The organism is Curtobacterium sp. MCSS17_011 (assembly GCF_003224275.1).
Lineage (GTDB): Bacteria > Actinomycetota > Actinomycetes > Actinomycetales > Microbacteriaceae > Curtobacterium.
Window position 1 is genome coordinate 1 of the sequence record NZ_QKLE01000017.1, and the last position, 26,962, is coordinate 26,962.

A 26,962-nucleotide genomic window follows, 5' to 3' on the forward strand; every position below is an offset into this window, starting at 1 on the left:
CGACGCGGTACCACCCACACGAACCATCCCCGGATCTTGAACCGACTAATCAGTCCAAGAACCGGGGACCAGTCCACAGCTGGCACCGGGCCTCCAGTCCGTCAGGTGGAGACGCGACGAGCGTCAGGTCGCCTCGGCGTCGAAGGGTGCCGGTTCACCGGCGGCCAGGGGCACGACGGGAGCCGTCGCGCGCACCTTGGACGCGGTGACCTGGGCCGTTTGCACCGCGGCGGCGCTGGAGCCGGAGTCGAGCAGGGCGTCGCGGATGATGCGGCGGGGGTCGTACTGGCGCGGGTCGAGCTTCTGCCACTCGATGTCGTCGAACTCTGGGCCCATCTCGTCGCGCATCCGCTCCTTCGCGGTGTCGGCGAACCGACGGACGGCCTTGACGAACTCGGCCAGCTTCTGGGCGTACATCGGCAGGCGCTGCGGCCCGAGCAAGAGGACGCCGATGACCCCGATGATCAGGATCTTGTCGAGCGGGATGTCCACGCGAGCGAGCCTAACGCGTGCTGCTGCGTTGCACCTCTAGAGTTGTCTCCCGAACGGAGTGTGCGTGTCAGAGAAAGAGTCGAACTGGAAGTTCGCCGAGGACATCGTCTCGGAGACCGAGGCGATCGCCCGTGCTCGTGAGCACTCCCTGGAACTCGGGGTCGAAGCGATCTCACCCGCGATCGGTGCACAGATCGGGGTCATCGCCGCGGCCTCGCGAGCCACGAGCATCATCGAGATCGGCACCGGCCTGGGGGTCTCCGGCCTCTACTTGCTCGCCGGCGCCCCGAACGCGACCCTGACCACGATCGACGTCGAGGTCGACCACCAGCAGTTCGCCCGCGACGCCTACATCAGCGCCGGCACCGCTCCCGCTCGGATCCGGCTCATCCCCGGTCGGGCGAACCAGGTGCTCCCCCGCATGAACGAGGCCTCGTACGACGTCGTGCTCGTGGACGCCGACCCGGAGCACGTCATCGAGTACGTCGAGCACGGGCTGCGGCTCGCCCGTCTGGGTGGCACCGTCCTGGTGCCGCACGCCCTCTGGCGCGGACGCGTGGCCGACCCGGTGAAGCGTGATCGCGCCACCACGGACTTCCGGCTGCTCCTGACCGAGGTGTCGACCTCGGGTGCGGTGCGCAGCGCGCTGTCGCCGGCCGGTGACGGACTGCTGCAGCTGACGAAGGTCACCAATTAGCGCTCGACCCGCCGGCGCTCACGCGGGTCAGTCCAGGTGCCGCAGGTACCGCTCCGGCGACTCGAGGAACGCCCGCTCGTTCCGCACCAGGTCGAGGTCGCGCCACTCGGTGCGCCGCAGACCCCACTCGCCCACCTCGTGGATCTCGGCCCCGGGGAACGCCGCGAGCACGGGTGAGTGGGTCGAGAGCACGACCTGACCAACGCCCGTCTCGACGATGGCCTGCAGGAGCCCGATGAGCGCCAGGCACCCCGAGAACGACAGGGCCGACTCCGGCTCGTCGAGGATCCAGAGCCCGGGCCACTGCGACCGGTGGATCACGAAGTCGAGGAACGACTCACCGTGGCTCCGCTCGTGGAACAGCGGCTCGGCTCCCCCGGGGTGCTGTTCGAGGTAGGTGAACACCCCGTGCATGGTCTCCGCGCGCAGGAAGAAGCCGGACCGCACCGCGCCGGGCTCCCGGTGCAGGGCGATGTGCTCCCAGAGCTGCGATTCGCTCGGGCGGGTGCTGTGCCCGGACTTCGTCGAGCCGCCCTCGGGCCCCATGCCGGAGGCGAGCGCCATCGCCTCGACCAGGGTGGACTTGCCAGCACCGTTCTCGCCGACCAGCACCGTCACCGGAGCGAGGTCGAGCCCGTCGTCGAGCAGCTGCCGCACGGGCGCGAGCGTCGCCGGCCAGACGTCGCGCGGCATCGGGTCGGGGGCGTACTCCTCGACCCGGCGGATCGGCAGTCTCGTCCTCGGCACGGCCCCATCCTGCCGGAGTCGACCGACAGCGCCGCGGATGCTCCGGCCGCAGGATCGTCGGCGGACAGTCGGAAGGCCCGGAGCGTACACGCTCCGGGCCTTCCGTTCTGGTGCTTCGACGTACTAGGCCGAGACGACCTCAGCGAGTGCGTCGTGGAGTTCCTTGGCCTCGGCATCGTTGACCGAGACGACCAGGCGGCCTCCACCTTCGAGCGGAACCCGCACGATGATGAGTCGACCCTCCTTAACAGCCTCCATCGGCCCGTCACCGGTCCTCGGCTTCATGGCTGCCATCAGATGTCCCCTTTCGTGCAGTAAATGCAGCCCCATTATCCCGTATGGAGGGGGCAACTGCGAAACCGCCCAGGTTGGGGGTGTCGGATGTGCCGCCCGGATGCTCCGCAGAACGCGGATCCACGGGCCTCCGGCGCCCCGCATCGATCACGGCGGGGTCCAGTCGTAGCCGTCGATCCACCACGTGAAGTACAGCCAGACCCACTGCAGCCCGACGAACGCGACGACGACCGCCACGCGGTACACCCGTGACCGCGGCAGCGCGACGATACCGAGCAGCGGCGCGATCGGCACGAGGATGCGCCACGTGCTCGACTGCGGGAAGAACACCGCGAGCAGGTACACGAGGTACGCCACGCCCCAGAGCCGCAGCTCGATGCCGATCCGGCGCGCGGCGGGCATGCACACGAACGCCACGAACCCGACGAGCACGACGACGAGCAGCACCGTGCCCGCCGGCTGCCCGAACCACCACCCGAACCCCTGCACCCACGGTGCGAACGGCACGAGTTCCTTCCACCCGATGTACGACGACCGCCAGGCGAGCTCGGTGTCTGTGTAGGCCTTCGGTACCCCGGTGACCGCCCACGCGATCGCCGGCCAGGCCAGACCGACCAGACCCGACACCGTGGCGACCACCGTGGGTGGCACGAGCCGGCGGAGGGTCAGCGGCTCCGACGAGCGCACCCACGCCGGGCGGATCGCCCACGCGACCACGAAGAGCACCACCAGGAACGCGAAGGCGAGCCCCGTCGGCCGGGTCATGCCGAGCAGGAGCACGACGGGCAGCATCGCCCACCATCGCCGGTCGACCATGAGCAGCAGCGCGACGAGCAGCAGGAACAGGCCCATCGACTCCGCGTAGGCCACCTGGAACATCGCCGACACCGGCGCGACGCAGAACAGCACCGTGGCGAACGTCGCCCGTGCGGGGTCGAGGAACCGGCCCATGAGCCGGCGGAACACCAGCGCGGCGCCGAGGCCGGCGAGCAACGACACCGAGACCGCGACGAACTCGAACGACGCTCCGGTGAGCAGCATGAGCGCTCGCACCAGGAACGGGTACGCGGGCATGAACGCCCACGCGTTCTCGGTCACGTGCCCCGCGGCGTCGACCGGCAGCGTCGACGGGTAGCCCCCGGTCGCGATCACGCGGTACCAGGCGCCGTCCCAGATCGACGCGAACGACAGGTACCCCGGGCTCTGCACGGTGAACGAGTTCGCCGCTTGCACACCCGCGAACGCGAGCATCATGGCACCGGTGACGAGCCGCGCCAGCACGTAGACGACCGTGATGCGCACCCACCACGGGACGACCCGGTACCGGGCCCGCCAGCGGTTCCGAGCAGGGGTCCTCCGGGTGGCCCCCGCCGTCGTCAGGCCGTCAGCCACCGACGCAGCCCGGCCTCGACCGCGGTGATCTGCGCGACCGGGACCTGCTCGTCGTCGTGGTGGGCGAAGACCGGCTCGCCGGGGCCGTAGTTGACCGCGGGGACCCCGAGCGCCGAGAAGCGTGCGACGTCAGTCCACCCGTACTTCGGACGGGGCTCCGGTCCGCCGACGGCCGCGACGAAGTCCTGCGCGAGCGGGGCGTTGAGCCCGGGGCGGGCACCGGCGGCGAGGTCGACGATCGTGACCTCGTACCCGTCGAACAACTCGCGGATGTGGGCGACCGCCTCATCGGCCGAACGGGACGGTGCGAACCGGTAGTTCACGTGCACCATCGCCTCGTCCGGGATGATGTTGCCGGCGATGCCACCGCTGATGCCGACCGCGTTCAGACCCTCGCGGTACTCGAGCCCGTCCACCGTGACGGTGCGGGGCTCGTACGCGGCCAGGGTGGCCAGGATCGGGGCGGTCTTGTGGATGGCGTTGTCGCCGATCCAGCTCCGGGCGCTGTGCGAGCGCTTGCCGAACGTGCGGATCTCGGCGCGGAGGTTGCCGTTGCACCCGCCCTCGATCTGCGCCCCGGACGGCTCACCCAGGATCGCGAAGTCGGCGGCGAGCAGCTCGGGCCGGGTCCGGGCCAGCCGACCGAGGCCGTTCAGGGCGTCGCTGACCTCTTCGTGGTCGTACCAGACCCACGTGACGTCGACCGAGGGGTCGACCAGGTCGTACGCGAGCTTGAGCTGCACCGCGCAGCCGGCCTTCATGTCGACGGTGCCACGGCCCCAGAGGATCTCGGTGCCGTCCTCGGCGGTCCGGAACTCGGTCGGCAGGTTGTCGTTGAGCGGGACGGTGTCGATGTGCCCGGCGATGACGACCCGGCGGTCGCGGCCCAGGTTCGTCCGCGCCACGATCGCATCACCGTCGCGGGTCACCTCGAGGTGCGGCAGCGGTGCGAGCACGGCCTCGATCGCGTCGGCGAGGGCCTGCTCGTTGCCGGACACCGACTCGATGTCGCAGATGGCACGGGTGATGTCGATGGACGAGGCGGTGAGGTCGAGGTGCTCCGGCATGCGGGCAGCCTACCGGCCGCCCCTCGCACCGCCCCGGCAGTCCGGACGGACGGTGCCCGCCGACCGGCGCTCGGTACCCTGGAGCCGTGACCGACACGACTGCCACCGACCGCCCGACCCACGCCTGGGGCCACGGCCTCGCGACGATCGCCGCCGACGGCACGACGCTCGACACCTGGTACCCGGAGACGCACCTCGGCGCGCTGCCCGCTGACGCCGTGTTCCCTGCCGAGCTGCAGGCGCACGTCGGTGACGACCCCCGCCGCGAGGTCCGGATCGAGGCCGTCACCACCGAGATCGCGATCGACGCGAGCCCGACGAGCACCCCGGACGCGTACCTCCGCCTGCACCTGCTGAGCCACCTGCACGTCCGCCCGAACGAGGTGTCCCTGGACGGCGTCTTCGGCCACCTGCCGATCGTCGCGTGGACGAACGCCGGCCCGGTGCACCCCGAGGCCCTGACGCGCCTGCGCCCGTCGCTGCAGCGCGCGGGCATCGCCGTGCACGCGATCGACAAGTTCCCACGCCTGCTCGACTACGTCGTGCCGGACCGCGTGCGGATCGGCGACGCGAACCGCGTCCGCCTCGGCGCACACCTGGCGCCGGGCACGACCGTCATGCACGAGGGCTTCGTGAACTTCAACGCCGGCACCCTCGGCGACGCCATGATCGAGGGCCGCGTCTCGCAGGGTGTCGTCGTCGGCCACGGCACCGACATCGGCGGCGGCGCCTCGATCATGGGCACCCTGTCCGGCGGTGGCACGCACCGTGTCTCGCTCGGCGAACGCGCGCTGCTCGGCGCGAACGCGGGCCTCGGCATCTCGCTCGGCGACGACTCAGTCATCGAGGCCGGTCTGTACGTCACCGCCGGCACGAAGGTGGTGCTGGTCGGCGCGGCCCCGAATCCCGACGGCACCCCGAAGACCGTCAAGGCCGCCGAGCTCTCCGGCACCCCGAACATCCTGTTCCGCCGCAACAGCGTCAGCGGCGCCGTCGAGGCACTGCAGCGCAAGGGCGAGGGCATCCAGCTGAACACCGCGCTGCACGCGTAGCACACCGCGGCCGACGCACCCGCCCGGAGGCCCGGTGCCGGTCCACGAGACCACCGGGCCTCCAGGCCGTTGCGTCCAGTGCCACGCCCCGCGAGCGGTCACGACACGCCGCCCGCGGGCGGCGAGAGCGCACGAACCGTCGGTTCGACACCCGCCGGAGGACAGTTCGCGACCACCCGGCGGAGGCGAGCGGCGCGTCCCGCCGCCTCACGCAGACCGACGCACGCATGGGAGGCCCGGCGCCGGTCCACGAGGTTGCCACCGGGCCTCCAGGCCGTTGCGTCCAGAGCCACGCCCCGCGAGCGGTCACGACACGCCGCCCGCGGGCGCCGAGGGCGCACGAACCGTCGGTTCGACACCCGCCGGACGACAGTTCGCAACCACCCGGCGGAGGCGAGCGGCGCGCCCCGCCTCCCCGCAATCGGGCGGAACACCAACCGGCGCACACGCACGAGCGCCCCGCGCCACGAACCGTGGGGCGGGGCGCTCGGAGTCGATCAGCGCTCAGGGACGTCGCGCTCGGGCGCACCCACGTAGAGCTGCTGCGGGCGACCGATCTTGTTGAGCGGGTCGTTGTTCAGCTCGCGCCACTGGGCGATCCAGCCCGGCAGGCGACCGATGGCGAACAGGACGGTGAACATCCGCGGCGGGAAGCCCATCGCCTTGTAGATGATGCCGGTGTAGAAGTCGACGTTCGGGTAGAGCTTGCGGCTGACGAAGTACTCGTCCTCGAGCGCGATCTGCTCGAGCTCCATCGCGATGTCGAGCAGGTCGTCCTGCACGCCGAGGGACTCGAGGACCTCGTGCGCGGACTCCTTGACGAGCTTGGCGCGCGGGTCGTAGTTCTTGTAGACGCGGTGCCCGAAGCCCATGAGCTTGACGCCCTGCTCCTTGTTCTTCACCCGCTCGACGAAGCGCGTGACGGGCTCGCCCGAGTCCTTGATCTGCTGGAGCATCTCGAGCACGGCCTCGTTCGCGCCGCCGTGCAGCGGGCCGTACAGGGCGTTGATGCCGGCCGAGATCGAGGCGAACATGTTCGCCTTCGTCGAACCGACCATGCGCACCGTCGAGGTGGAGGCGTTCTGCTCGTGGTCCTCGTGCAGGATGAGGAGCCGCTCGAGCGCCTTCGAGAGCACCGGGTTGGGTTGGTAGGTCTCGGCCATGGTGCCGAAGTTCAGCCGCAGGAAGTTGTCGACGAACGACAGCGAGTTGTCCGGGTACAGGAACGCCTGCCCGATGGCCTTCTTGTGGGCGTACGCAGCGATGACCGGGAGCTTGGCGAGGAGCCGGACGGTCTGCAGCTCGACCTTCTCGGGGTCGTCGACGTCCATGTCGTCCTCGTAGTACGTGGACAGGGCGCTCACGGCGCTCGAGAGCACGGACATCGGGTGCGCCGAGTGCGGCAGGGCGTCGAACAGGCGGCGGAGGTCTTCGTGCAGCAGGGTGTGCCGGCGGATGCGGGCGTCGAACTGCTCGAGCTCGGTGGGGGTCGGCAGCTCGCCGTAGATTAGGAGCCACGCGACCTCGAGGAAGGTGCAGTTCGCGGCGATCTGGTCGATCGGGTAGCCGCGGTATCGCAGGATCCCCTGGTCGCCGTCGATGTAGGTGATCGCGCTCTTCGTCGCGCCGGTGTTCACGAACCCGTAGTCGAGTGTGTTCATCCCGGTCTGCTTCTTGAAGGTCGAGATGTCGATCGCGGACGCGCCGTCGACGCTCTGCAGGATCGGGAACTCCGCCGTGCCACCCGGGAACGTCAACGTCGCGGTCGCGCCCTGCTGTTCGGCGGCGGGACTCACGGGGACGGGCGTGGTGGGCGGTGTGGCCGTCTTCTGAGCGTCATTGGCAGTGTCAGTCACGAGGACAGCCTAATCGCGGCACCTGTCGGTCGTGCACACATCCCAGGTGACGATTTGGTGGTTCCCACGGATTGCGGGTCCCACCGGAACCACTCGTGTCCGTGCTACGCGGTGCCGAGGCGACGGCTGCTCGCCAGTCGCTGCGACGCTGCGGCGATGCGTTCGTCGGTCGCTGTCAGGGCCACGCGGACGTGTTCGCCGCCGGCCGCGCCGTAGAACGTGCCCGGCGCGACGAGGATCCCGCGGTCGGCGAGCCAGGCCACGGTGTCGAGTGCTGGTTCGCCGCGGGTCGCCCAGAGGTAGAGCCCGGCTTCGCTGTGGTCGATCCGGAACCCGGCACCCTCGAGTGCCTGCCGGAGCATGTTCCGTCGCGCTCGGTACAGCGCTTTCTGCTGCTGCACGTGGACCTCGTCCTGCAGCGCCACGATCATCGCCTGCTGCACGGGCAGCGGCGGCATGAGCCCGGCGTGCTTCCGGACGGCCAGGACGTCGGCCAGGATCGCGGCGTCACCGGCGACGAAGGCCGCACGGTAGCCGGCGAGGTTCGACTGCTTCGACAGCGAGTACACGCTCAGCACGCCATCGAGCGAGTCACCGACCACCCGGGGGTCCAGGATCGTGGGCGTCGGGGTGGCGGCGTACTCCGGGTCCCAACCGAGCTCGGCGTAGCACTCGTCGCCGACGATGACGGCTCCGAGCTCGCGGGCGCGCACCACGGCGGCACGGAGTTCGTCGAGGGTCAGCACGCGGCCGTCCGGGTTGCCCGGGGAGTTCAGCCACACGAGCTTCGTGGTGGAGGGCCACGCCGCGGGGTCGTCCGAGGCGAGGGCATCCGCCCGGACCAGGGCAGCGCCGAGCTCGTACGTCGGGTACGCGGCGGCGGGGAACACCACGGTGTCACCGGGCCCGATGCCGAGCCAGAGCGCCAGACCCGCGATGAACTCCTTCGAGCCGATCGTCGGCAGCGCGTTCGCCTCGGTCAGGGTGATGCCGTGCCGGCGGCCGTACCAGTCGGCGATGGCCTGCCGCAGCGCCGGGGTGCCGGCGACCTGCGGGTAGGCGTGGGCGTCGGTCGCGGTGGCCAGGGCGGTGCGGACGACCTCGGGCGTGGGGTCGACGGGCGAGCCGACGCTGAGGTCGACGATCCCGCCCTCGTACCCCGCGGCACGCTGCTTGAACGGGACGAGCTGGTCCCAGGGGAAGTCGGGGAGGTCGAGCGCCACGAGGGGTCCGGTCAGCCGCGGACGGGCTCGGCCGCGACGACGGGGTGGTCCTTGTGGATCACGCCGACCTTCGCGGCGCCGCCGGGCGACCCGACCTCGTCGAAGAACTCGACGTTGGCCTTGTAGTAGTCGGCCCACTGGTCGGGCAGGTCGTCCTCGTAGTAGATGGCCTCGACGGGGCAGACCGGCTCACACGCACCGCAGTCGACGCACTCGTCGGGGTGGATGTAGAGCGAGCGGTCACCCTCGTAGATGCAGTCGACCGGGCATTCGTCGATGCAGGCGCGGTCCTTGACGTCGACACAGGGCTGGGCGATCACGTAGGTCACGGTTCGGGTGCTCCCTTCGACGAGCGGGTTCGATTCTACTCGCGGCCCGGGGCCGTCCGGGACCGCAGCCCCGACAGGTCCGGCCACGCGAGGACCAGGGCGGCGATCACCGCGGGGGCGAAGGTCCACACGTACCCGGCCGCGTTGGCGAGGACGAGCGGCGAGCTCTCCCCGCCGACCGACACGAGCACCTGCGTCGCGACGAGGATCCCGATGCCGACCGCGGCGACCATCGCCCGCGAGCGGTAGACGAGCCGCACGCCCACGGTCAGGCCGAGCACGATGAGGGTGGTGACGACGAGTCCGACCGGGAACGCGCCGATCGTCTGCTGGTGCGTGACCGTCCCGAGGCCTCCGGCGAGCAGCCCGAGCAGCAGCGAGACCACGACCGCCGCGGCCTTGCCCTGGCCGGACATCTCGGCGTAGGTCTGGGGCGCCGTCGGCTGCGGGGCCGCGTCGTGCCGGAACGCCTCGACCGCCGGGGCGTGCTGCCGGACGCCGTGCGGCATCACCCACGACAGAGCGCTCGGGTCGGCGGGGTCCACGGGGTCGACGGCGACCTGGGAGCGGTACTGCTCGACGGCCGCACGCACCTTGGCCCGCACCGGCAGGACGTCGACCGTGACGTCGGCCTGGCCGCTGGCGGGGTCGACGATCATCGAGAACGGGACCTCTTCGGCACGGGCCGCGTACTGCGCCGCGTGGTGCATCCGCACGTGGTCGGGGTGCCCGTAGCCGCCGTCGTCGGCGTAGCTGATCACGGCGTCGGCACCGGTGGAGCGGATCGCGGCTCGGACGTCGTCCACGACCTCGCCCAGGTCGGCCGCCGTCAGCGAGTCGGTCGGGGCGTCGTCGGCGGCGGTGGCACGGCCGTCCGGGCCCCACTGCATGCCGGAGTCGACGTAGCGACGCTCCGGCAGGTCGGTCGGCCGCGCACCGCGGCCGCCGAGCCACAGGTGCTGCGGCCCGCCCAGGGCGGCGAGGGCCGCGGCGATCTCGGTCTCCCGGTGCCGTGCCACCCGCGCGGGGTCGCCCGCCAGCGGCGCCAGTTGCTCCGTGAGCATCTCCCCGCGCTCACCCCGCGTCGCGGTGAGCACGGTCACCTCGGCACCGCGCTCGAGCAGGGTCGCGATGGTCCCACCCGACGAGAGCGTCTCGTCGTCGGGGTGGGCGTGCACGATCAGGACGCGCTCGGGGCGCGTGGCGGGGGCCTTCGACATCGTCCCCAAGGGTACGGGACTAGCGGGGCGTGACGATGTAGGTGGCCGTGACCCCGTCACCGCTGCCCCCGGCGTCCGAGAACGTCAGGACCACGCGGTACCCGTCGCTCCGGAACATGCCGAACGCGCTCGACGAGTCGGCACGCTTGGCCGACTCGGTGTACCCGGCGTCGGTGAGCTGCTGCACGGCGGCCTGGAAGTCGTCGACCGAGGCCGCCCGGACCTGCGCGACCCACCCGGAGCCGTTCGGTCCGGCTCCCCCGCCGAGCACGGTGCCGTCGACGAGCGGGACGTCGGCGGAGGGGAACCCGTCCGGCACCTTGCCGTCGGAGGTCACGTCCGCGCCCTTGAGCGCGGTGTCGAGCGCGCCGTCGATGCCGCCGGCGACCGAGGACATGCCGTCCTGGATCGCCTTGCCGTCGATGCCCGCGACCCCGTCGGCCACGTCCGACGCGACGGAGGACCCGAGGTCGGTGGCCTGCTGCACGGCCTGGGTCGAGCAACCGGTGAGTCCGGCCAGGGCGATGCCGGCAGCGACCGCGGCGATCAGCGGGGTACGGAGGGAGCGCATGGCGCGACCGTAACGGACGAGCCGGGAGGCCCGGCGCGAGTTGGCTGTGAACGTGCCGTCCCCGGGGCGGTCACGTGCGCGGCGGGGCCGCCCCGGGCCTGGTTCCCGACGAACGGGTCAGGCGACGTAGGCGCGCGTCGCCGCGACCAGGGCGTCGACGCCGACCGGGATCGCGGTCTCGGCCTGCGGCGCGTAGAACGGCGAGTGGTTGCTCGGGATCTCCTCGCCGCGGCGGAAGCGCTCCGGGTCGGTGATGCCCGTGAACCAGTACACGAGCGGCGCTCCGGCGGCGGTGGCGAGCTGGCCGACGTCCTCCGACGCCATGGCGAGCCCGATCTCCAGGTCGCGGGCTCCCGGCACCTCGGCGCGGATGGCCTCGAGCACGGTGGCGGCGGCCTCGGCGTCGTTCACGGTGACCTCGGCGCCCGGTGCACGCACGATCGTCGGCTCGGACAGGCCACCGGCCGTGCTCTCGGCCCGGACGATGCGCTCGATCGACGCGATGATGCGCTGGCGGGTCTCCTCGTTGCGGGCCCGGGTCGAGATCTCGATCACGGCTTCGTCGGGGATGATGTTCGCCCGTGTGCCGGCGTGGAAGCTGCCGACGGTGACGACCCCCGCGTCGCTCGGGGAGACCTCACGGGCGACGACGGTCTGCAGCCGCACGACGGCCGAGGCCGCGGTGACGACCGGGTCGAGCGAGGCCTGCGGTGCCGAACCGTGCGCCCCACGACCGTTGAAGGTCACCGTCAGCCGGTCGCTCGACGCCATCACGGGGCCGGTGCCGACGGCGACGATGCCGACCGGTGCGGGCGCGGAGTGCTGCCCGAGCACGACGTCCGGCTTCGGGAACCGCTCGACGAGGCCGTCCTCGACCATCGCGCGGGCACCGGAGATGACTTCTTCCGCAGGCTGGAAGACGGCGACGACCGTGCCGCGCCAGTCCCCCGTGCTCGCGACGAGGCGCTCGAGCGTGCCGAGCAGCCACGTGACGTGGATGTCGTGACCGCAGGCGTGCATGGTGGGGACGTCGCGGCCCTCGTCGTCGGTGCCGACGTGCTCGCTGGCGTAGGACAGGCCGGTCCGCTCCTGCACGGGCAGGCCGTCCATGTCGGCGCGGAGCCAGACCACGGGGCCCTCGCCGTTCGACACGACACCGACGACACCGGTGCCGCCGACGCCCGTCGTCACCTCGATCCCACCGATCTCGGCGAGCTTCGCATTGATGACACCGGCGGTGCGGTGCTCCTGGAAGCCGAGCTCCGGGTGGGCGTGCAGGTCCTGGTAGATCGAGAGCAGGTCGAGAGTCACGCTGACCACGGTACAACCGCGAACGGCCCGGCCACCTGCTGCAGGTGACCGGGCCGTCGGACGGAGGACGGGCCTCCGTGGGTGTCGCGTGTGCTGGCGCCTACGCGTCCTGGCGCTTCAGGCGGGCGTACGAGCGCTGGCGGGCCTGCGCGTCGAGCTCGACCTTGCGGATGCGGACGGCGTCGGGGGTGACCTCGACGCACTCGTCCTCGCGCGCGAACTCCAGGCACTCCTCGAGGGAGAGCTGGCGCGACGGCGTCATCGACTCGAAGGAGTCGGCGTTCGCCGAACGCATGTTCGTGAGCTTCTTCTCCTTCGTGATGTTGACGTCCATGTCGTCGGCGCGCGAGTTCTCGCCGATGACCATGCCCTCGTAGACCTCTTCGGTGGGGTTGACGAAGAACGTCATCCGCTCCTGCAGGTTCGTGATGGCGAACGGCGTGACGACACCCGAGCGGTCGGACACGATCGAGCCGTTGATGCGGGTCTGGATCGGGCCGGCCCACTCGTCGTAGCCGTGCGAGATCGCGTTGGCGATGCCGGTTCCGCGGGTCTCGGTCAGGAACGACGTGCGGAAGCCGATCAGGCCGCGCGACGGGACGATGAACTCCATGCGCACCCAGCCGGTGCCGTGGTTCGTCATGTTCTCCATACGGCCCTTGCGAGCGGCCATGAGCTGCGTGATCGCGCCGAGGTACTCCTCCGGCGTGTCGATCGTCATGTGCTCGTACGGTTCCAGCAGCTTGCCGTTGTCGTCACGCTTCGTGACCACCTGGGGCTTGCCGACGGTGAGCTCGAAGCCCTCACGACGCATCTGCTCGACGAGGATGGCCAGTGCGAGCTCGCCGCGACCCTGGACCTCCCACGCGTCCGGACGACCGATGTCGAGGACCTTGAGCGAGACGTTGCCGATGAGCTCGCGGTCGAGGCGTTCCTTGACCATGCGGGCGGTCAGCTTGTGGCCCTTGACCTTGCCGACGAGCGGGCTGGTGTTCGTGCCGATCGTCATCGAGATCGCCGGGTCGTCGACCGTGATGGTCGGCAGCGGACGGACGTCCTCGGGGTCGGACAGGGTCTCACCGATGGTGATCGTGTCGAAACCGGCGACGGCGACGATGTCACCGGGGCCGGCCGACTCGGCCGGGTAGCGCTCGAGCGCCTTGGTGATGAGGAGCTCGGTGATGCGGGCGTTGACGACGGTGCCGTCGTGCTTGACCCACGCGACCGTCTGGCCCTTCTTCATCGTGCCGTGGAAGATGCGCAGCAGCGCGAGGCGGCCGAGGAACGGCGACGCGTCGAGGTTGGTGACGTGGGCCTGCAGCGGGTGCTGGTCGTCGTACTTCGGCGCCGGCACGTGCTGCAGGATGGCCTCGAACAGGGGCTCGAGGTCGTCGTTGTCGGGCAGCGAGCCGTCGGCGGGCTTGTTGCGCGACGCGGCACCGGCACGGCCCGAGGCGTAGACCACGGGGACGTCGAGGATCGCGTCGAGGTCGAGGTCGTCGACCTCGTCCGACAGGTCGGAGGCCAGGCCGAGGAGCAGGTCCTGCGACTCGGAGACGACCTCGTCGATGCGGGAGTCGGGGCGGTCCGTCTTGTTGACGAGCAGGATCACCGGGAGCTTCGCGGCGAGCGCCTTGCGGAGCACGAAACGGGTCTGGGGCAGCGGGCCCTCGGACGCGTCGACGAGCAGGACGACACCGTCGACCATGGACAGGCCGCGCTCGACCTCGCCACCGAAGTCGGCGTGGCCGGGGGTGTCGATCACGTTGATGGTGATGGGACCGCCCGCGCCGAACTCACTGGCGTGCTTGCCGTTGTAGAGCACCGACGTGTTCTTCGCGAGGATCGTGATGCCCTTCTCGCGCTCGAGGTCGTTCGAGTCCATCATCCGGTCTTCGCCCTCGAAGTGGGCGTCGAACGAGTTGGTCTGCGTGAGCATCGCGTCGACGAGGGTGGTCTTGCCGTGGTCGACGTGTGCCACGATGGCGACGTTGCGCAGGTCGGACCGGGTGGCGAGCGCCATACAGGACATCCTTCAATTTCTGGGAGAGTGTCGGGCCAGTGTTTTCACAGCACCGCACCCGTGGGCAGAACGCCCGACACGCCAGTCTACCGGTAGTTCGCAAGCAACAGGAGTACAGCGCATGAGCCGTCGGCGAACGTGGGTCGAGATCACCATCGTGCTGCTGCTCTCGCTCGGCGCCAGCGCCCTCTACTCGATCCTGCAGATCATCGACGACCTGTCGCAGACGACCCCGCTCGGCGAGCAGTCGACGGCACTCAACACCTCGTCGACCACGGTGCAGTACGTCGACCTCGCCCGGCAGCTGCTGGGGATCGCGGTGGACCTGGCGCCGGTCGCGCTCGTCTGCTACCTCCTGTGGAGCACGTCGCGGCCGCACCTCGGCCGGCTCGGGATCGACCGCTTCCGGGCGAAGCCCGACCTGGGCGGCCCGGCGCTCATCGCGCTGTGCATCGGGATCCCGGGGCTCGCGCTGTACTTCGGTGGACGGGCGCTCGGCATCACGGTGGCCGTCGACCCCGCCGCGCTGAACTCGTACTGGTGGACGGTCCCGGTCCTGCTGCTGTCCGCGATCCGCTCCGGCCTGCAGGAAGAGGTGATCGTGATCGGGTACCTCTACGCCCGACTCGGTGACCTCGGCTGGGGCCGCTGGCAGATGATCCTGTCCACCGCCCTGCTGCGCGGCAGCTACCACCTGTACCAGGGGTTCGGGGCGTTCATCGGGAACGCGGTGATGGGCATCGTCTTCGGCTGGATCTACACCAGGTGGGGTCGGCTCCTGCCGCTCGTCATCACGCACGCGCTGCTCGACGCGGTGGTCTTCGTCGGGTACCCCTGGGTGGCGCAAGCGTTCCCGCAGTTGTTCTCCTGAGCCACGGAGCGCATCCACAGCCCCCGCACAGCGCGCCGAGGGGCATCCACCGCCGTGCCGCCCTACCGTGAGACCCATGAGCATCCCCGCGATCGGCGAGTCCGCCCCGTCGTTCACCCTGCCGGGGATGGTCGTGCGGGGCGGCGTCCGCACCGACGACGAGTACGACCTGTCCGCCGAGATCGGCCGGACCGTGGTGCTGGCCTTCTACCCGGGCGACGCGACGGCGGTCTGCACGGCCCAGCTCTGCAGCTACCAGGCCGAACTCGACGAGTTCACCGACCTCGGTGCGACGGTGTGGGGCATCAGTCCGCAGGCCCTGGACTCGCACGAGGGGTTCGCCCGCGGTTCCTCGCTCGCGTTCCCGCTGCTCAGCGACACCGCGGGCTCGGCGATCCGCGCCTACGGGGTGCAGGCACCGGGCATCGGCCTGCGGCGATCCGTGTTCGTGATCGGTCCCGACGGCGTGGTCCGGTGGCGGCACATCGGCCTGGTCGGCCTACGGTTCCCGAAGGCCGAGACCATCCGCGAACAGATCGAACTGCTCGTTTCGTAGTCCCCGGCGTGGGAGTCCGCTGAACGCGTCGAGATGGGGTATTGACACCCCAACTGGGGGCGACGACCATTGACGGCACGAGGGTCCGTCCAGGATCTGCCTCCCCGGGGAATCGGGTCGCCCTGAGATACGCGACGGTGTGTCACACCCGCTCTCCGGGCGTCTCCGGGGAGGCATCTCGTACCCTCGTCCGGTGCACACCACCATCGTCGCCCCCGGCCTGCGGGTCCTCGCCCTCGTCCTCTGGGTCGTGGCCGTCGTGCTCGTCCCGCTGGCCCTGCTCGGCGGCGGCACCCCCTGGCTCGTACCGATCCCGAGCATCGCCGTTGCGTTCGTCGCGTGGGCGGTGCTGTGGCGTCCCCGGATCGAGCTGACGCCGGAGCACCTGCGCATCGTGGACGTCCGGCGGACCAGCACCTACACCTGGTCCCGCATCAGCGAGGTGCGGACGAAGTACGGCATCGAGGTGGTCACCAGCGAGGGCGTCCGCCGCGTCTGGATCGCGACCCGCCCGACGGCGCGTCTCGTCGCGCACACCGGTGACCAGCCGGGAGGCCCGGATCGCCTGGACGTCGACGCTGCGGCCGCGCGGATGCTGGCCCACGTGCCCGCCCCGGCCGAGCAGGACGGCCCGCCCCCGTCCAGTGTGACGGCTGCGCCGATCACCCACCGCACGCACGGCTGGACGATCCTGGCGATGGTCGTCCTCGGGGTCGCGGCGTCGATCGCGGCGGCACGGTTCTAGCTGCCGGCAGTCCGGGCAGCGCCCGCGGACTTCGCCCCGGCGCAGAAGGACACCCCCGACGTCGTGCGACGTCGGGGGTGTCCTTCGTGTGCGGTGTCGTTGGTGGACGGGGTGGCGACTACTTCGTGTAGCCGACGTCCTGCCACTTGACCGAGTACTGCTGGAACTGCGCCGGACCGTAGTTCACCAGGTCCTTGCGCACGCCCCAGGCGTACGGCTCGGCGAACAGCGGGATGGTGCCGGCGACCGCGACGATCTTCTTGTCGATCGCCTGGGCGTCCTTGATGCGGGCATCCGGGTCGAGTTCGGCGTTCGCCTTGTCCCATGCGGCACCGAGGGAGTCGTCCGTCACGCCGGTGTAGTTCTGGCCGGCGTCGGCGGGGTAGTAGATCGACTTCAGCGACGAGATCGGGAACGGTGTGCCCTGCCATGCGAAGTACGTGGCGTCGAAGTCACGCGTCGTCGTGGTGATGTACTTCGTGAAGAAGTCATCGGTGGGCACGGTGTCGATGGTCACCTTGAAGCCGGCGAGCTTGGTCTGCTGCTGCACGAGCTGCGCGATGTTCGCCGAGTTCGGGTTGTCCGACGGGATCACGAAGCGGACGTCGAGTTCCTTGCCACCCTTGGTCGCGTAGCCGTCCGAGCCGATCTTCCAGCCAGCGTCCTCGAGCTTCGACTTCGCCTTGTCGGTGCTGTAGCCGTAGACGCTCGACACGTCGTCCTGGTAGCCCTGCTGACCGGGCAGGTACGTCAGGTTGTTGAGCACGTCACCCGGGCTCTTGACCGGCGACAGGATCGCCTGGGCGAGCACCTTGCGGTTGATCGCCTGCGCGAACGCCTGGCGCACGTCCTGGTCCTTGAAGACGTCCGAGGTGCCGTTCAGCGTGATCTGGCGCTGCGTGGTACCGAGCGAACGCTCGATCTTCGAGTCGGACCGCGAGTTCGCCGTCTTGAGGTTGTCGGCGCTGCCGTTCAGGTTGAAGGCGTCGAGCTCCTTGTTGCCGTACGCCTGGGCGACACCGTCACGGGACACCGTCTTGAAGACGATCGTGTCGAGCTTGCCCTCGTCGCCCCACCACTTCGGGTTCTTCGCGAACGTCAGCACGCCGCCGTTGGCGTCGAAGGACTTCACGATGTACGGGCCACCGGAGACGTAGGTCGTGCCGTCGGCGGCGTACGGACCCTTGGCCCAGGCCTTGTTGAAGTGCTCGGGGGTGTCGACAGCCCAGTACGGGTAGATGGAGCCCAAGACGCTCGCCCAGTCGGCGTTGGTCTTCGAGAACGTCATGATGACGTCACGCTCGTCGGAGCCCTGCTTGACCGAGTCCACGTCCTCCCACACGTTGGTGGCGAGGGGCGCGAAGGCCTTGTTCGTGCCGTTCAGCGCCTTCCAGTTCGCGATGACGTCCTTGGCGCTGATCGGGGTGCCGTCCGACCACACGGCCTTCGGGTTGATCTTGATCTCGACGGTCTGGGGCGAGTCCTTGGTCAGCTCGACGGACGTCGCGTAGTCCTTGTTCGCCTCCCACTCGCCGTTCTCCTTGAACTGGATGAAGCCCGGCAGGTAGGCACCCGAGATCGTCTGGTCGTCGACGGTTCCGGAGTCGAGGTTGTTGATCTGGAAGTTCGCCGGTGCGCTGTCGATCGGCAGGGTGATCGACCCGCCGTCCTTGACGTCGGCGCGGTCCGCGACGGTCCAACCGGTCGACTTCAGCGACGACTCGGCGACCGCGGAGCTGCTGTTGCCAGCCTGTCCGCCGCCGGAGCAGCCCGCCAGCACGACGGCAGCTGCCGCAGCGGTGGCGAGGACGGCGATGCCCTTGATCCTCTTTCGCATGGCGAGGATTCCCTTTCGTTGTGGTTCGCGCAGATCGCGCTGGACCGCGTACGGCCCCCGCCGTCGCGTCTGTTGGTTGAGAACCCTAGCCACATCCGAAGGCGGCACAAGGGTCTGTGCGATGAATCGAAACACGCTCGTAACGAATGTTGCATAGCGTCACTTCCGTTGTCCCACCCGGTCGCCCGAACGGCTAGCCTGTCGCCACCGACAACGCCGTCCGGTCGGACGGCCGCACCCAGAGGTCACGAACCACATGCTCGCCTTCATCGCAAAGCGGATCGTCAACTACATCGTCCTGACGATCGTGGCGACCACGCTCGGGTACATCCTCGCCAGCACGACGCTCAACCCGGCCGCCCGGTTCCTGGGGCGCAACCCGGCCGTGCCGCAGGGCACCATCGAGGCGTCGCTCCGCAAGCTCGGCGCCGATCCGGACACCCCGCTCCTGGTCCGCACCTGGGACTGGTGGGTCGGTCTGGTCACGCACGGCTCGCTCGGCATGAGCACCCGCGGCACCGAGGTGACGGCCGACATCATCGCCCGCTCCGGGACGAGCCTGCGGCTGCTCGTGATCGGCACACTGCTCGGCGCGATCCTCGGGGTGCTGCTCGGCGTCTGGAACGCGGTCCGGCAGTACCGCACCTCCGACCAGGTCTCGACGTACCTGTCGTTCGCGGTGCTCGCCACCCCGACCTTCGTCATCGCGGTCGTGCTGATGATCCTCGCGACCACGCTCAACCAGGGCGTCGGGACGCAGGTGATCCGGTTCACCGGCGAGTACACGCCGGGGGTGACCGGGTTCTTCCCGGTGCTCGGTGACCGGCTCGTGCACCTGTTGTTACCGACGATCTCGCTGACGATCGGCGCCGTCGCCACCTACTCGCGCTACCAGCGCTCAGCGATGCTCGACGTACTGTCGAACGACTTCATCCGCACCGCACGGTCGAAGGGCCGCACTCGCGGGTCGGCGATCATGCGCCACGGCGTGCGGGTCGCCCTCATCCCGATGTCGACCTTCTTCGCGTACTCGTTCGGACTCATCCTGACCGGCGCGAGCATCACCGAGCTGGTCTTCAGCTGGCACGGCATGGGCGAGTACTTCGTCCAGAGCATCAGCAACAACGACATCAACGCGGCGTCGGGCACGATCCTCTTCACGGCGATCCTCGTGCTCATCGCAGGGACCCTCGCGGACCTGCTGTACGCCGCGCTCGACCCGCGAGTGAGGGTGTGACCCGTGTCTGTTCTCGACCCCACGACCACGACCACCGCCGGTGACCCCGGCGACGGCGACGCAGCCACGCCGGCGCACGTCATCGAGGTGAAGGGTGGCCGCACCCCGCTCTGGCGCAAGGTGTTCGGCACCTGGCGCGCGCGCATCGGCGGCAGCGCCCTGCTCCTCATCATCCTCTGGGCGTTCCTCGGCCCGTACCTGTACCACTGGAACGCCGTCGACTCCGACGGGCTGGCGTTCGGCATGCCGCCGACTGCGGCGCACTGGTTCGGCACGAACGACATCGGCCAGGACATCTACGCGCAGACCCTGGTCGGCCTGCAGAAGTCGCTGCTCATCGGCCTGATCGCCGGCCCGGCAGCGACCCTGATCGCCGGCATCGTCGGCGCGATCGCCGGGTACTTCGGCGGCGTCACCGACCGGCTGCTCGTGTGGGTCATCGACCTGCTGCTCGTGATCCCGTCGTTCTACGCGCTCGTGCTGCTCAGCCCGGTGTTCAAGAACCTGACGTGGGTGGCGCTCATCGTCGGGCTCGCGGTGTTCAGCTGGATGGTGATGGCCCGGGTGATCCGCGGGCAGACGATGTCGCTGCGCGAACGCGACTACGTCAAGGCCGCCCGGTTCATGGGTGTCCCGGCGTTCACGATCATCCGGCGGCACATCCTGCCGAACGTGGCGTCGCTGCTCATCATCGACGCCACGCTCGGCGTCGGCGCCGCGATCCTGGCGGAGAGCTCGCTGAGCTTCTTCGGCTTCGGCATCCAGATCCCCGACGTCTCGCTCGGCACCCTGCTCGCCGCCGGCAGCCAGTCCGCCGTCACCCGCCCGTGGCTCTTCGTCCTGCCCGCCGCGACGCTCGTCGCGACCGTGCTCTCGACCAGCCTGCTCGGCGACGCCCTGCGCGATGCCATCGACCCCACCTCCGGAGCCAACCGTGACTGAGCCGCTGCTCACCGTGTCCGACCTGTCGGTCACGTTCAACCCGAAGACCAAGCCCGTCTACGCGGTCCGGGGCGTCGACTACTCGGTGGCTCCCGGCGAGTTCCTCGGCATCGTGGGCGAGTCGGGTTCCGGCAAGTCGGTGTCCTCGATGGCCGTGATGGGTCTGCTGCCGTCGTCCGCCCAGGTGCAGGGCAGCATCCGGTTCGACGGGCAGGAGCTCGTCGGCAGGAACGACCGCGAGATGTCGGCGCTGCGCGGCCGGGACATCGCGATGGTGTTCCAGGACCCGCTGTCGGCCCTGACGCCGGTGTACACGATCGGCCAGCAGATCATCGAGGGCCTGCGCCTGCACGACCGCTCCCTCAGCCAGCACGCCGCACGCACCCGCGCCGAGGAACTCCTGCGCATCGTCGGCATCCCGAACCCGGCGCGACGACTCGACGCGTTCCCGCACGAGTTCTCCGGCGGCATGCGCCAGCGCGCGATGATCGCCATCGCCATCGCGAACGACCCGAAGCTGATCATCGCGGACGAGCCCACCACCGCGCTCGACGTGACGATCCAGGCACAGATCCTCGACGTGCTGCAGACCGCCAAGGACATGACCGGTGCGGCCGTGGTGCTCATCACGCACGACCTCGGCGTCGTCGCCGGCAACGCCGACCGCGTCGCCGTGATGTACGCCGGCCGGATCGTCGAGACGGCACCGGTGCTCCCCCTGTTCCGCGAGCCGGTGATGCCGTACACGATCGGGCTGCTCCGCTCGATGCCGAACATGACGTCCGCCCGCGCTGAGCGGCTCGTCCCGCTCGACGGCCGCCCGCCCCTGCTCACGCAGAAGCCGACCGGCTGCCCGTTCGCCGACCGCTGCCCGGCCGTCATCGACGCCTGCCGCGACGGCGAACCCGCCCTCGTCGCTCCGTCGGTGCCGCAGAGCGCCGACAACCCGGTCATGACCGGCGCCGTCACCACGATCGGCAACGGCACCCTGCTCGACGACCACACCGCCGCGTGCATCCGTCGCGACGAGATCGCCGCGGGCACCCTCGAGCGCTCGGAGATCTTCCCCCGCCCCGAGGACGTCCCCGAGGCAGCGGTCGACCACGGCGACGACGTCGTGCTCGAGCTGCAGGACGTGGTCAAGACGTTCCCGCTCACCAAGGGTGCGCTGTTCCGTCGGCAGATCGGCGAGGTGCACGCGGTGGACGGCATCTCCCTGACGCTCAAGCGCGGGCAGGTGCTCGGTCTGGTCGGCGAGTCCGGCTGCGGCAAGACGACCACCATCATGGAGATCCTCGAGCTCGCCGGCGCCCAGCACGGCACCATCCGGGTGAACGGCGTCGACACCGCCTCGCTGTCCAAGAAGGACCGACTGGCACTGCGCCGCGACATCCAGGTCGTGTTCCAGGACCCGATGGCGTCGATCGACCCGCGCCTGGACATCGGCTCGGTGATCGGCGAACCGCTCACCGTGCACGGCGTCGCGAAGGACGAGATCCGCCGACGGGTGCGCGAGGTCCTCGAGCTGGTCGGGCTCGAGCCGAGCTACATCGACCGGTACCCGCACGAGTTCTCCGGCGGCCAGCGGCAGCGCATCGGCATCGCCCGAGCGCTCATCGTGGAGCCCAAGATCCTGGTGCTCGACGAGCCGGTCTCCGCGCTCGACGTCTCCGTGCAGGCCGGTGTGATCAACCTGCTCGAGGACCTCAAGCACCGCCTCGGGCTGTCCTACCTGTTCGTGGCGCACGACCTGTCCGTCGTCCGGCACATCGCTGACGACGTCGCGGTCATGTACCTCGGCCGCATCGTCGAGTACGGCGACGGGGACGCGGTCTTCTCGGACCCGCAGCACCCGTACACCCGGGCCCTGCTGTCGGCCGTGCCGGTGCCGGACCCCATGGCCGAGGCGGCCCGCGGGCGCATCCTGCTCGACGGCGACCTGCCCTCCCCCACGGAGCGCATCGACGGCTGCCGGTTCCGCACGCGCTGCCCGCTCTACCAGCTCCTCGACGAGGGCCGGCAGGAGCAGTGCCGGACGATCGACCCGGGTCTCGAACCCGTGCACGGCCGCGGTGTCGCCTGCATTCAGACCGACCAGGAGCACCTGCTCACCGAGCGGGTCGGCGCGGTCGTCTGACGGCGCTGGTCACGTTCACCGCTCCAGATCGTGAGCAGGAATGGTCGGGTCCCGTCCGCGGACCCGACCATTTCTGCTCACCAAGCGCGGCAGTGCACGTGACCAGCAGACGGACGGGAGGCCCGCTACCAGCTGGTACCGGGCCTCCCGTCCGTCGTGTGGTCGCGATCGCGAGCCGCGTCAGGCTCCCAGCCACAGGCTGAGCAGCGAGGCGGCGAGCAGCGCCAGCGCCGCTGCGCCGACCGCCAGGGCCGGCACGTCCCAGCCGCGCACGGCGTCGCCGGCGCCGGCGCCGTCGCGGTGTTCGGACCAGCGGTCGAGCAGCACCGTCATCTCGTCGGGCTGTCGCAGGACCGCCCGCTCACCGCGCCGGGCCGGCTTCGGCCGCGGCAGCGACGGCCCGCCCCAGCACTGGACCTTCCGGCCGGCGACCGTCTCGATCACGATCTGCCAGCGGAGCCGGACGTCGGCGACGGCCTGCCACGGCACCACGGTGCGGCGCAGTGGGTTGACCACGGTGACGGCACGCTCGTCGATGACGATGCACGGGCGGTAGGTCAGGACCCAGAGCGCCCAGACGAGCACGGCGATCGGGCCGGCGGCGCGGAGGACGACGTCCCAGCTCCCCCGGAATGCCGCATCGCCGAGCAGGAACAGGCCCAGGACGGCGACGAGGCCGGACGCCACCGCGCCCCCGCGACCAGCGCGGAGGACGACGGGGCGTCCGGCCTCGTTCGTGTCCAGGTGGATCAGCGTCCGAACTCGAACCCGGCACCGGGGATGGCGGCCAGGAGGTCCTTCGTGTACTGCTCCTTCGGGGCGGCGAAGACCTCGTCGGTCGTCGCCTTCTCGACGATCTGCCCACGGCGCATGACGCACACGTTGTCCGCGACGAGGCGGACGACCGCGAGGTCGTGCGTGATGAACAGGTACGTCAGGCCGAGCTCGGTCTGCAGCTCGGTGAGCAGGTCGAGGATCTGGCCCTGCACGAGCACGTCGAGCGCGGAGACGGCCTCGTCGAGGACGATGACCTCCGGCTTGAGCGCCAGCGCGCGGGCGACGGCGATGCGCTGTCGCTGGCCACCCGAGAGCTCGTTCGGGTAGCGGTTGACCATCGACTTCGGCAGCGCGACCTGGTCGAGCAGCTCGAGCACGCGGGCCCGACGCGATGCCTTGTCGCCCACCTTGTGCGTGGCGAGCGGCTCGGCGATCGTGTTCCCGACGTTGTACATCGGGTCCAGGGAGCCGTACGGATCCTGGAACACCGGCTGCACGCGGCGGCGGAAGTCGAAGAGGTCCTTGCCCTTCAGCGCGCCGATGTCGATGCCGTCGAACTGCACGGTGCCGCTCGTGATGCTCTCGAGCTGCAGGACGAGCTTCGCGACGGTCGACTTGCCCGAACCGGACTCGCCCACGAGCGCCGTGGTGGTGCCCTTCTGGATCGAGAACGACACGTCGTCGACGGCCTTGAGCTCGCGCGTTGCGAGGCTCTTGCCGCGCAGCTTGTAGACCTTCTCGAGGTTCTTCACCACGATGAGGTCCTCGGCCGGACGGTGCTCGCGCTCCTGGGCCCGGGCGATCAGCTCGGCGTCGTCGTTGCCGGCGTCGGCGATGTCGACCCGCTCGTGCTGCACCTTCGACTGGATGCGACGGCTGGCCAGCGACGGTGCCGCCGCGACGAGGCGCTGCGTGTACGGGTGCTGCGGGTTGGCCAGGATCTCCTTCGAGGGACCGGCCTCGACGACCTGGCCCTTGTACATCACGACGAGCTTCTCGGCACGCTCGGCGGCGAGCCCGAGGTCGTGCGTGATGAACAGCACCGAGGTGCCGAAGTCGCGGGTCAGGGTCTCGAGGTGGTCGAGGATGACGCGCTGGACGGTCACGTCGAGCGCGCTCGTCGGCTCGTCGGCGATGAGCAGCTGCGGGCGGCTCGACAGACCGATGCCGATGAGCACGCGCTGGCGCATGCCGCCGGAGAACTCGTGCGGGTACTGCTTCAGGCGGGTCGAGGCGTCCCCGAGACCGGCTTCCTGCAGGACCTCGACCGCACGGGCGCGGACGGCCGCCTTGCCGGTCGCCATGCCGTTCGCACGGATGGCCTCTTCGACCTGGAAGCCGATCGACCACAGCGGGTTGAGGTTCGACATCGGGTCCTGGGGGACGTAGCCGATCTCCTTCCCGCGGATCTCCGACATCTCCTTGTCGCTCAGCCCGACGAGCTCGCGCCCGTTGAACTTGATCGAGCCCCCGGTGACCTCACCGGTGCCGGGCAGCAGCTTGATGATCGCCTGGGCGCTCGTCGACTTGCCCGATCCGGACTCGCCGACGATCGCCAGACGCTCGCCCTGCTCGAGGGTGAGGTTGACGCCGCGGACGGCCTGCACGAGGCCGCTCTGGGTCTTGAAGCCGACCTGCAGGTCGGTGATCTCGAGCAGCGGTGCGCCGGAACCGCCGGCGCGGCTGCTGCTCGTCTGGGTCAGTGTCTCGCTCATCGGCGGGCCCTCGCCTTCGGGTCGAGCGCGTCGCGCACCACGTCACCGAGGAGCAGGAACGCGAGCACGGTGATGGACAGGGCTGCCGACGGCCAGAAGATCGTCGACGGGTTGGTGCGGATCGACGTCTGGGCGGTACCGATGTCGAGGCCCCAGCTCAGGGCCGACGGGGGCAGCCCGATACCGAGGAACGACAGCGTCGCCTCGGCGACGATGAACGTGCCGAGCGACACGGTCGCGACCACGATGACCGGAGCCAGCGAGTTCGGGATGACGTGGCGCACGAGCGTCCGGAACCGGCTGACGCCCAGGGCCGCCGACGCCATGACGTAGTCGGCCTGCTTGGCGCTCAGCACGGCGCCACGCATGATGCGGGCGATCTGCGGCCACGCGAAGGCCGCGAGCACGAGCGCGACGGTGATCGCGTTCCGCGCCGGGATGACCGACATGATCACGATCGCACCGAGGACGGTGGGGATCGAGAAGAAGATGTCTCCGATACGGGACACGATCGTGTCGAGCCAGCCGCCGTAGAAACCGGCCAGCGACCCGATCACGATGCCGACGATCGACACCAGGATCGTCGCGACGATGCCGACGATGAGCGAGTTCTGGGCCCCCCAGATCACGCGGGCGTAGACGTCGGAGCCCTGACGGGTGAATCCGAGGATGTGCCCGGCCTCGGGTCCGCCGTCGCTGTTGTCCAGGTTCGACGCCCGCGGGTCCACGTGGGCGAAGAGCCCCGGGAAGACCGCGACGACGATGATCAGCAGGATCAGGATGGAGGAGACCCAGAACGTCGGGCGGGTCCGCATGGACTCCCAGGCGTCGGTCCACAGGGAACGGGTCTTCTCGTCCTCGTTGACCTGGTCGACCGCCTGCAGCGGGGTCTCCTCGAGCGGGGCGACGTAGTGCGTCGCCGAACGGGGTGCGGCGTTACTTGGCATAGCGGATCCTCGGGTCCAGGACGGCGTAGAGCAGGTCGACCAGGAGGTTGGCGAGCATGAAGATGATGACCATCACGGCGACGAAGGAGACCACGGTCGGACCCTCGCCGAGCTTGACGGCGCGGAACACCGTGCCGCCGACACCGTTGATGTTGAAGATGCCCTCGGTGACGATCGCGCCGACCATCAGGTTGCCGATGTCGACACCCAGGTAGGTGACCACGGGGATCAGCGAGTTCCGGAAAATGTGCACTCCGACGACACGACGACGGGGCAGGCCCTTGGCCGTGGCGGTGCGCACGAAGTCGGCGCTCATGTTCTCGGCGACGCTGGCTCGGGTCAGACGCACGATGTACGCGAACGACACCGATGCGAGCACGATCGCCGGCAGGACGAGTTCGCTCCACGGTGCCTCGCCGGAGACGGTGACCCGGAACAGCCCGAGCTTGATGCCGAAGACGTACTGCAGCACGAACCCGACGACGAAGGTCGGCACCGAGATGAGCAGGAGCGACACGACGAGCGCGGTGGCGTCGAACAGCTTGCCCTTGCGCAGACCCGCGATGACGCCGACGACGATGCCGGCGACGGCCTCGAACACGAGCGCGAGGATCGCCAGGCGCGCGGTGATCGGGAAGGCCGACGCGAGCTGCTGGCTGACCGGCAGACCGGAGTAGGTGACACCGAGGTCGCCGCGGAACACGCCGCCGATCCAGAGCAGGTACTGCACGATGAACGGCTTGTCGAGGTTGTACTGCTGACGCAGCGTCTCGATGACCTGCGGCGACGGCTGACGGTCGCCGAACAGCGCGGCGATCGGGTCGCCGGGCAGCGAGAAGACCAGGAAGTAGATGAGGAACGTGGCCCCGAAGAACACGGGGATGAGTTGCAGGAGGCGCTTGCCGAGGTACCAGAGCATCAGAT

Annotated in this window: 25 protein-coding genes; 8 read left to right on the forward strand and 17 right to left on the reverse strand. The window is 69.9% G+C overall.

The genetic code is table 11. The features are described 5' to 3' along the window. Window positions 1-123: 123 nt before the first annotated feature. Window positions 124-492: a twin-arginine translocase TatA/TatE family subunit gene (locus DEJ17_RS11945; protein WP_110894138.1), complete on the reverse strand. Its 369-nt coding sequence runs from the start codon at window positions 490-492 to the stop codon at window positions 124-126. 64 nt (window positions 493-556) lie between these two features. On the opposite strand from DEJ17_RS11945, the gene DEJ17_RS11950 reads away from it, so the two are divergent. After that, window positions 557-1,189, forward strand: coding sequence for an O-methyltransferase (locus DEJ17_RS11950; protein WP_017887052.1), 633 nt, complete (start codon window positions 557-559; stop codon window positions 1,187-1,189). 27 nt (window positions 1,190-1,216) lie between these two features. Here DEJ17_RS11950 and DEJ17_RS11955 read toward each other — a convergent pair whose 3' ends face one another. From DEJ17_RS11955 to dapE, 4 genes are all read right to left on the reverse strand, one after another. Further along, complete coding sequence (locus DEJ17_RS11955) at window positions 1,217-1,936, reverse strand: AAA family ATPase (RefSeq protein ID WP_110894140.1); 720 nt, start codon at window positions 1,934-1,936, stop codon at window positions 1,217-1,219. A gap of 123 nt (window positions 1,937-2,059) precedes the next feature. Beyond that, a complete protein-coding gene (locus DEJ17_RS11960; protein ID WP_017887054.1) occupies window positions 2,060-2,230 on the reverse strand; it encodes a DUF3117 domain-containing protein in 171 nt (56 codons plus the stop codon). A gap of 147 nt (window positions 2,231-2,377) precedes the next feature. Beyond that, the gene (locus DEJ17_RS11965) at window positions 2,378-3,622 is read right to left on the reverse strand and encodes a hypothetical protein (protein WP_110894142.1); all 1,245 of its coding nucleotides are present in this window, start codon (window positions 3,620-3,622) and stop codon (window positions 2,378-2,380) included. Then, complete coding sequence (gene dapE, locus DEJ17_RS11970; RefSeq protein ID WP_110894144.1) at window positions 3,607-4,689, reverse strand: succinyl-diaminopimelate desuccinylase; 1,083 nt, start codon at window positions 4,687-4,689, stop codon at window positions 3,607-3,609. Before dapE ends, DEJ17_RS11965 begins: the two co-directional genes overlap by 16 nt. 86 nt (window positions 4,690-4,775) lie before the next feature. Here dapE and dapD point away from each other — a divergent pair, with 86 nt between their 5' ends. Beyond that, complete coding sequence (gene dapD / locus DEJ17_RS11975) at window positions 4,776-5,741, forward strand: 2,3,4,5-tetrahydropyridine-2,6-dicarboxylate N-succinyltransferase (RefSeq protein ID WP_110894146.1); 966 nt, start codon at window positions 4,776-4,778, stop codon at window positions 5,739-5,741. A gap of 497 nt (window positions 5,742-6,238) precedes the next feature. On the opposite strand, the gene DEJ17_RS11980 is transcribed toward dapD, so the two are convergent. The 7 genes from DEJ17_RS11980 to typA all read right to left on the reverse strand — a co-directional run bounded on the left by DEJ17_RS11980 (window position 6,239) and on the right by typA (window position 14,274). After that, on the reverse strand, window positions 6,239-7,537 hold the full coding sequence (locus DEJ17_RS11980) for a citrate synthase (RefSeq protein WP_110894147.1): 1,299 nt from the start codon (window positions 7,535-7,537) through the stop codon (window positions 6,239-6,241). Between the two features lie 164 nt (window positions 7,538-7,701). Further along, a complete protein-coding gene (gene dapC / locus DEJ17_RS11985) occupies window positions 7,702-8,820 on the reverse strand; it encodes a succinyldiaminopimelate transaminase (protein WP_181421153.1) in 1,119 nt (372 codons plus the stop codon). An 11-nt stretch (window positions 8,821-8,831) separates the two neighbouring features. Continuing rightward, the gene (gene fdxA / locus DEJ17_RS11990; RefSeq protein WP_017887060.1) at window positions 8,832-9,149 is read right to left on the reverse strand and encodes a ferredoxin; all 318 of its coding nucleotides are present in this window, start codon (window positions 9,147-9,149) and stop codon (window positions 8,832-8,834) included. Between the two features lie 35 nt (window positions 9,150-9,184). Continuing rightward, window positions 9,185-10,369 (reverse strand): PIG-L family deacetylase, encoded by a 1,185-nt coding sequence (locus DEJ17_RS11995; protein ID WP_110894149.1) that lies wholly within the window; start codon window positions 10,367-10,369, stop codon window positions 9,185-9,187. Between the two features lie 19 nt (window positions 10,370-10,388). After that, entirely contained in the window at window positions 10,389-10,940 is a 552-nt protein-coding gene (locus tag DEJ17_RS12000; RefSeq protein WP_110894151.1) for a hypothetical protein, read from the reverse strand. A gap of 117 nt (window positions 10,941-11,057) precedes the next feature. Continuing rightward, window positions 11,058-12,251 carry an amidohydrolase gene (locus DEJ17_RS12005; RefSeq protein WP_220033647.1) on the reverse strand — a complete coding sequence of 398 codons (1,194 nt, stop codon included), beginning with the start codon at window positions 12,249-12,251 and terminating at the stop codon, window positions 11,058-11,060. 100 nt (window positions 12,252-12,351) lie between these two features. Beyond that, window positions 12,352-14,274 (reverse strand): translational GTPase TypA, encoded by a 1,923-nt coding sequence (typA, locus tag DEJ17_RS12010; protein ID WP_110894155.1) that lies wholly within the window; start codon window positions 14,272-14,274, stop codon window positions 12,352-12,354. A 121-nt stretch (window positions 14,275-14,395) separates the two neighbouring features. Here typA and DEJ17_RS12015 point away from each other — a divergent pair, with 121 nt between their 5' ends. The 3 genes from DEJ17_RS12015 to DEJ17_RS12025 all read left to right on the forward strand — a co-directional run bounded on the left by DEJ17_RS12015 (window position 14,396) and on the right by DEJ17_RS12025 (window position 16,446). Continuing rightward, the gene (locus tag DEJ17_RS12015) at window positions 14,396-15,145 is read left to right on the forward strand and encodes a CPBP family intramembrane glutamic endopeptidase (RefSeq protein ID WP_110894157.1); all 750 of its coding nucleotides are present in this window, start codon (window positions 14,396-14,398) and stop codon (window positions 15,143-15,145) included. Window positions 15,146-15,221: 76 nt separating this feature from the next. Next, window positions 15,222-15,701, forward strand: coding sequence for a peroxiredoxin (locus tag DEJ17_RS12020; protein ID WP_110860560.1), 480 nt, complete (start codon window positions 15,222-15,224; stop codon window positions 15,699-15,701). Between the two features lie 193 nt (window positions 15,702-15,894). Next, entirely contained in the window at window positions 15,895-16,446 is a 552-nt protein-coding gene (locus tag DEJ17_RS12025; RefSeq protein WP_181421154.1) for a PH domain-containing protein, read from the forward strand. A gap of 118 nt (window positions 16,447-16,564) precedes the next feature. Here the strand turns inward: DEJ17_RS12025 and DEJ17_RS12030 are convergent, their stop codons facing one another. Continuing rightward, entirely contained in the window at window positions 16,565-18,283 is a 1,719-nt protein-coding gene (locus DEJ17_RS12030; protein ID WP_110894162.1) for an ABC transporter family substrate-binding protein, read from the reverse strand. A 256-nt stretch (window positions 18,284-18,539) separates the two neighbouring features. On the opposite strand from DEJ17_RS12030, the gene DEJ17_RS12035 reads away from it, so the two are divergent. Genes DEJ17_RS12035 through DEJ17_RS12045 form a run of 3 tightly spaced genes read left to right on the forward strand, consistent with a single transcriptional unit; the run spans window position 18,540 to window position 22,599 of the window. Next, window positions 18,540-19,520, forward strand: coding sequence for an ABC transporter permease (locus DEJ17_RS12035; protein WP_110894164.1), 981 nt, complete (start codon window positions 18,540-18,542; stop codon window positions 19,518-19,520). Between the two features lie 3 nt (window positions 19,521-19,523). Continuing rightward, entirely contained in the window at window positions 19,524-20,462 is a 939-nt protein-coding gene (locus tag DEJ17_RS12040; RefSeq protein ID WP_110894236.1) for an ABC transporter permease, read from the forward strand. Then, window positions 20,425-22,599 carry a dipeptide ABC transporter ATP-binding protein gene (locus tag DEJ17_RS12045; RefSeq protein ID WP_110894166.1) on the forward strand — a complete coding sequence of 725 codons (2,175 nt, stop codon included), beginning with the start codon at window positions 20,425-20,427 and terminating at the stop codon, window positions 22,597-22,599. The genes DEJ17_RS12040 and DEJ17_RS12045 overlap by 38 nt, the downstream gene beginning before the upstream one ends. A gap of 180 nt (window positions 22,600-22,779) precedes the next feature. Here DEJ17_RS12045 and DEJ17_RS12050 read toward each other — a convergent pair whose 3' ends face one another. From DEJ17_RS12050 to DEJ17_RS12065, 4 genes are all read right to left on the reverse strand, one after another. Then, window positions 22,780-23,286 (reverse strand): PH domain-containing protein, encoded by a 507-nt coding sequence (locus DEJ17_RS12050; protein ID WP_110894168.1) that lies wholly within the window; start codon window positions 23,284-23,286, stop codon window positions 22,780-22,782. A 62-nt stretch (window positions 23,287-23,348) separates the two neighbouring features. Continuing rightward, window positions 23,349-25,091, reverse strand: a complete 1,743-nt coding sequence (locus DEJ17_RS12055) for an ABC transporter ATP-binding protein (RefSeq protein WP_110894170.1) — start codon at window positions 25,089-25,091, stop codon at window positions 23,349-23,351. Next, complete coding sequence (locus DEJ17_RS12060; protein ID WP_110894172.1) at window positions 25,088-26,038, reverse strand: ABC transporter permease; 951 nt, start codon at window positions 26,036-26,038, stop codon at window positions 25,088-25,090. The genes DEJ17_RS12055 and DEJ17_RS12060 overlap by 4 nt, the downstream gene beginning before the upstream one ends. Then, window positions 26,028-26,957: an ABC transporter permease gene (locus DEJ17_RS12065; protein ID WP_027464553.1), complete on the reverse strand. Its 930-nt coding sequence runs from the start codon at window positions 26,955-26,957 to the stop codon at window positions 26,028-26,030. The genes DEJ17_RS12060 and DEJ17_RS12065 overlap by 11 nt, the downstream gene beginning before the upstream one ends. Window positions 26,958-26,962: the final 5 nt, after the last annotated feature.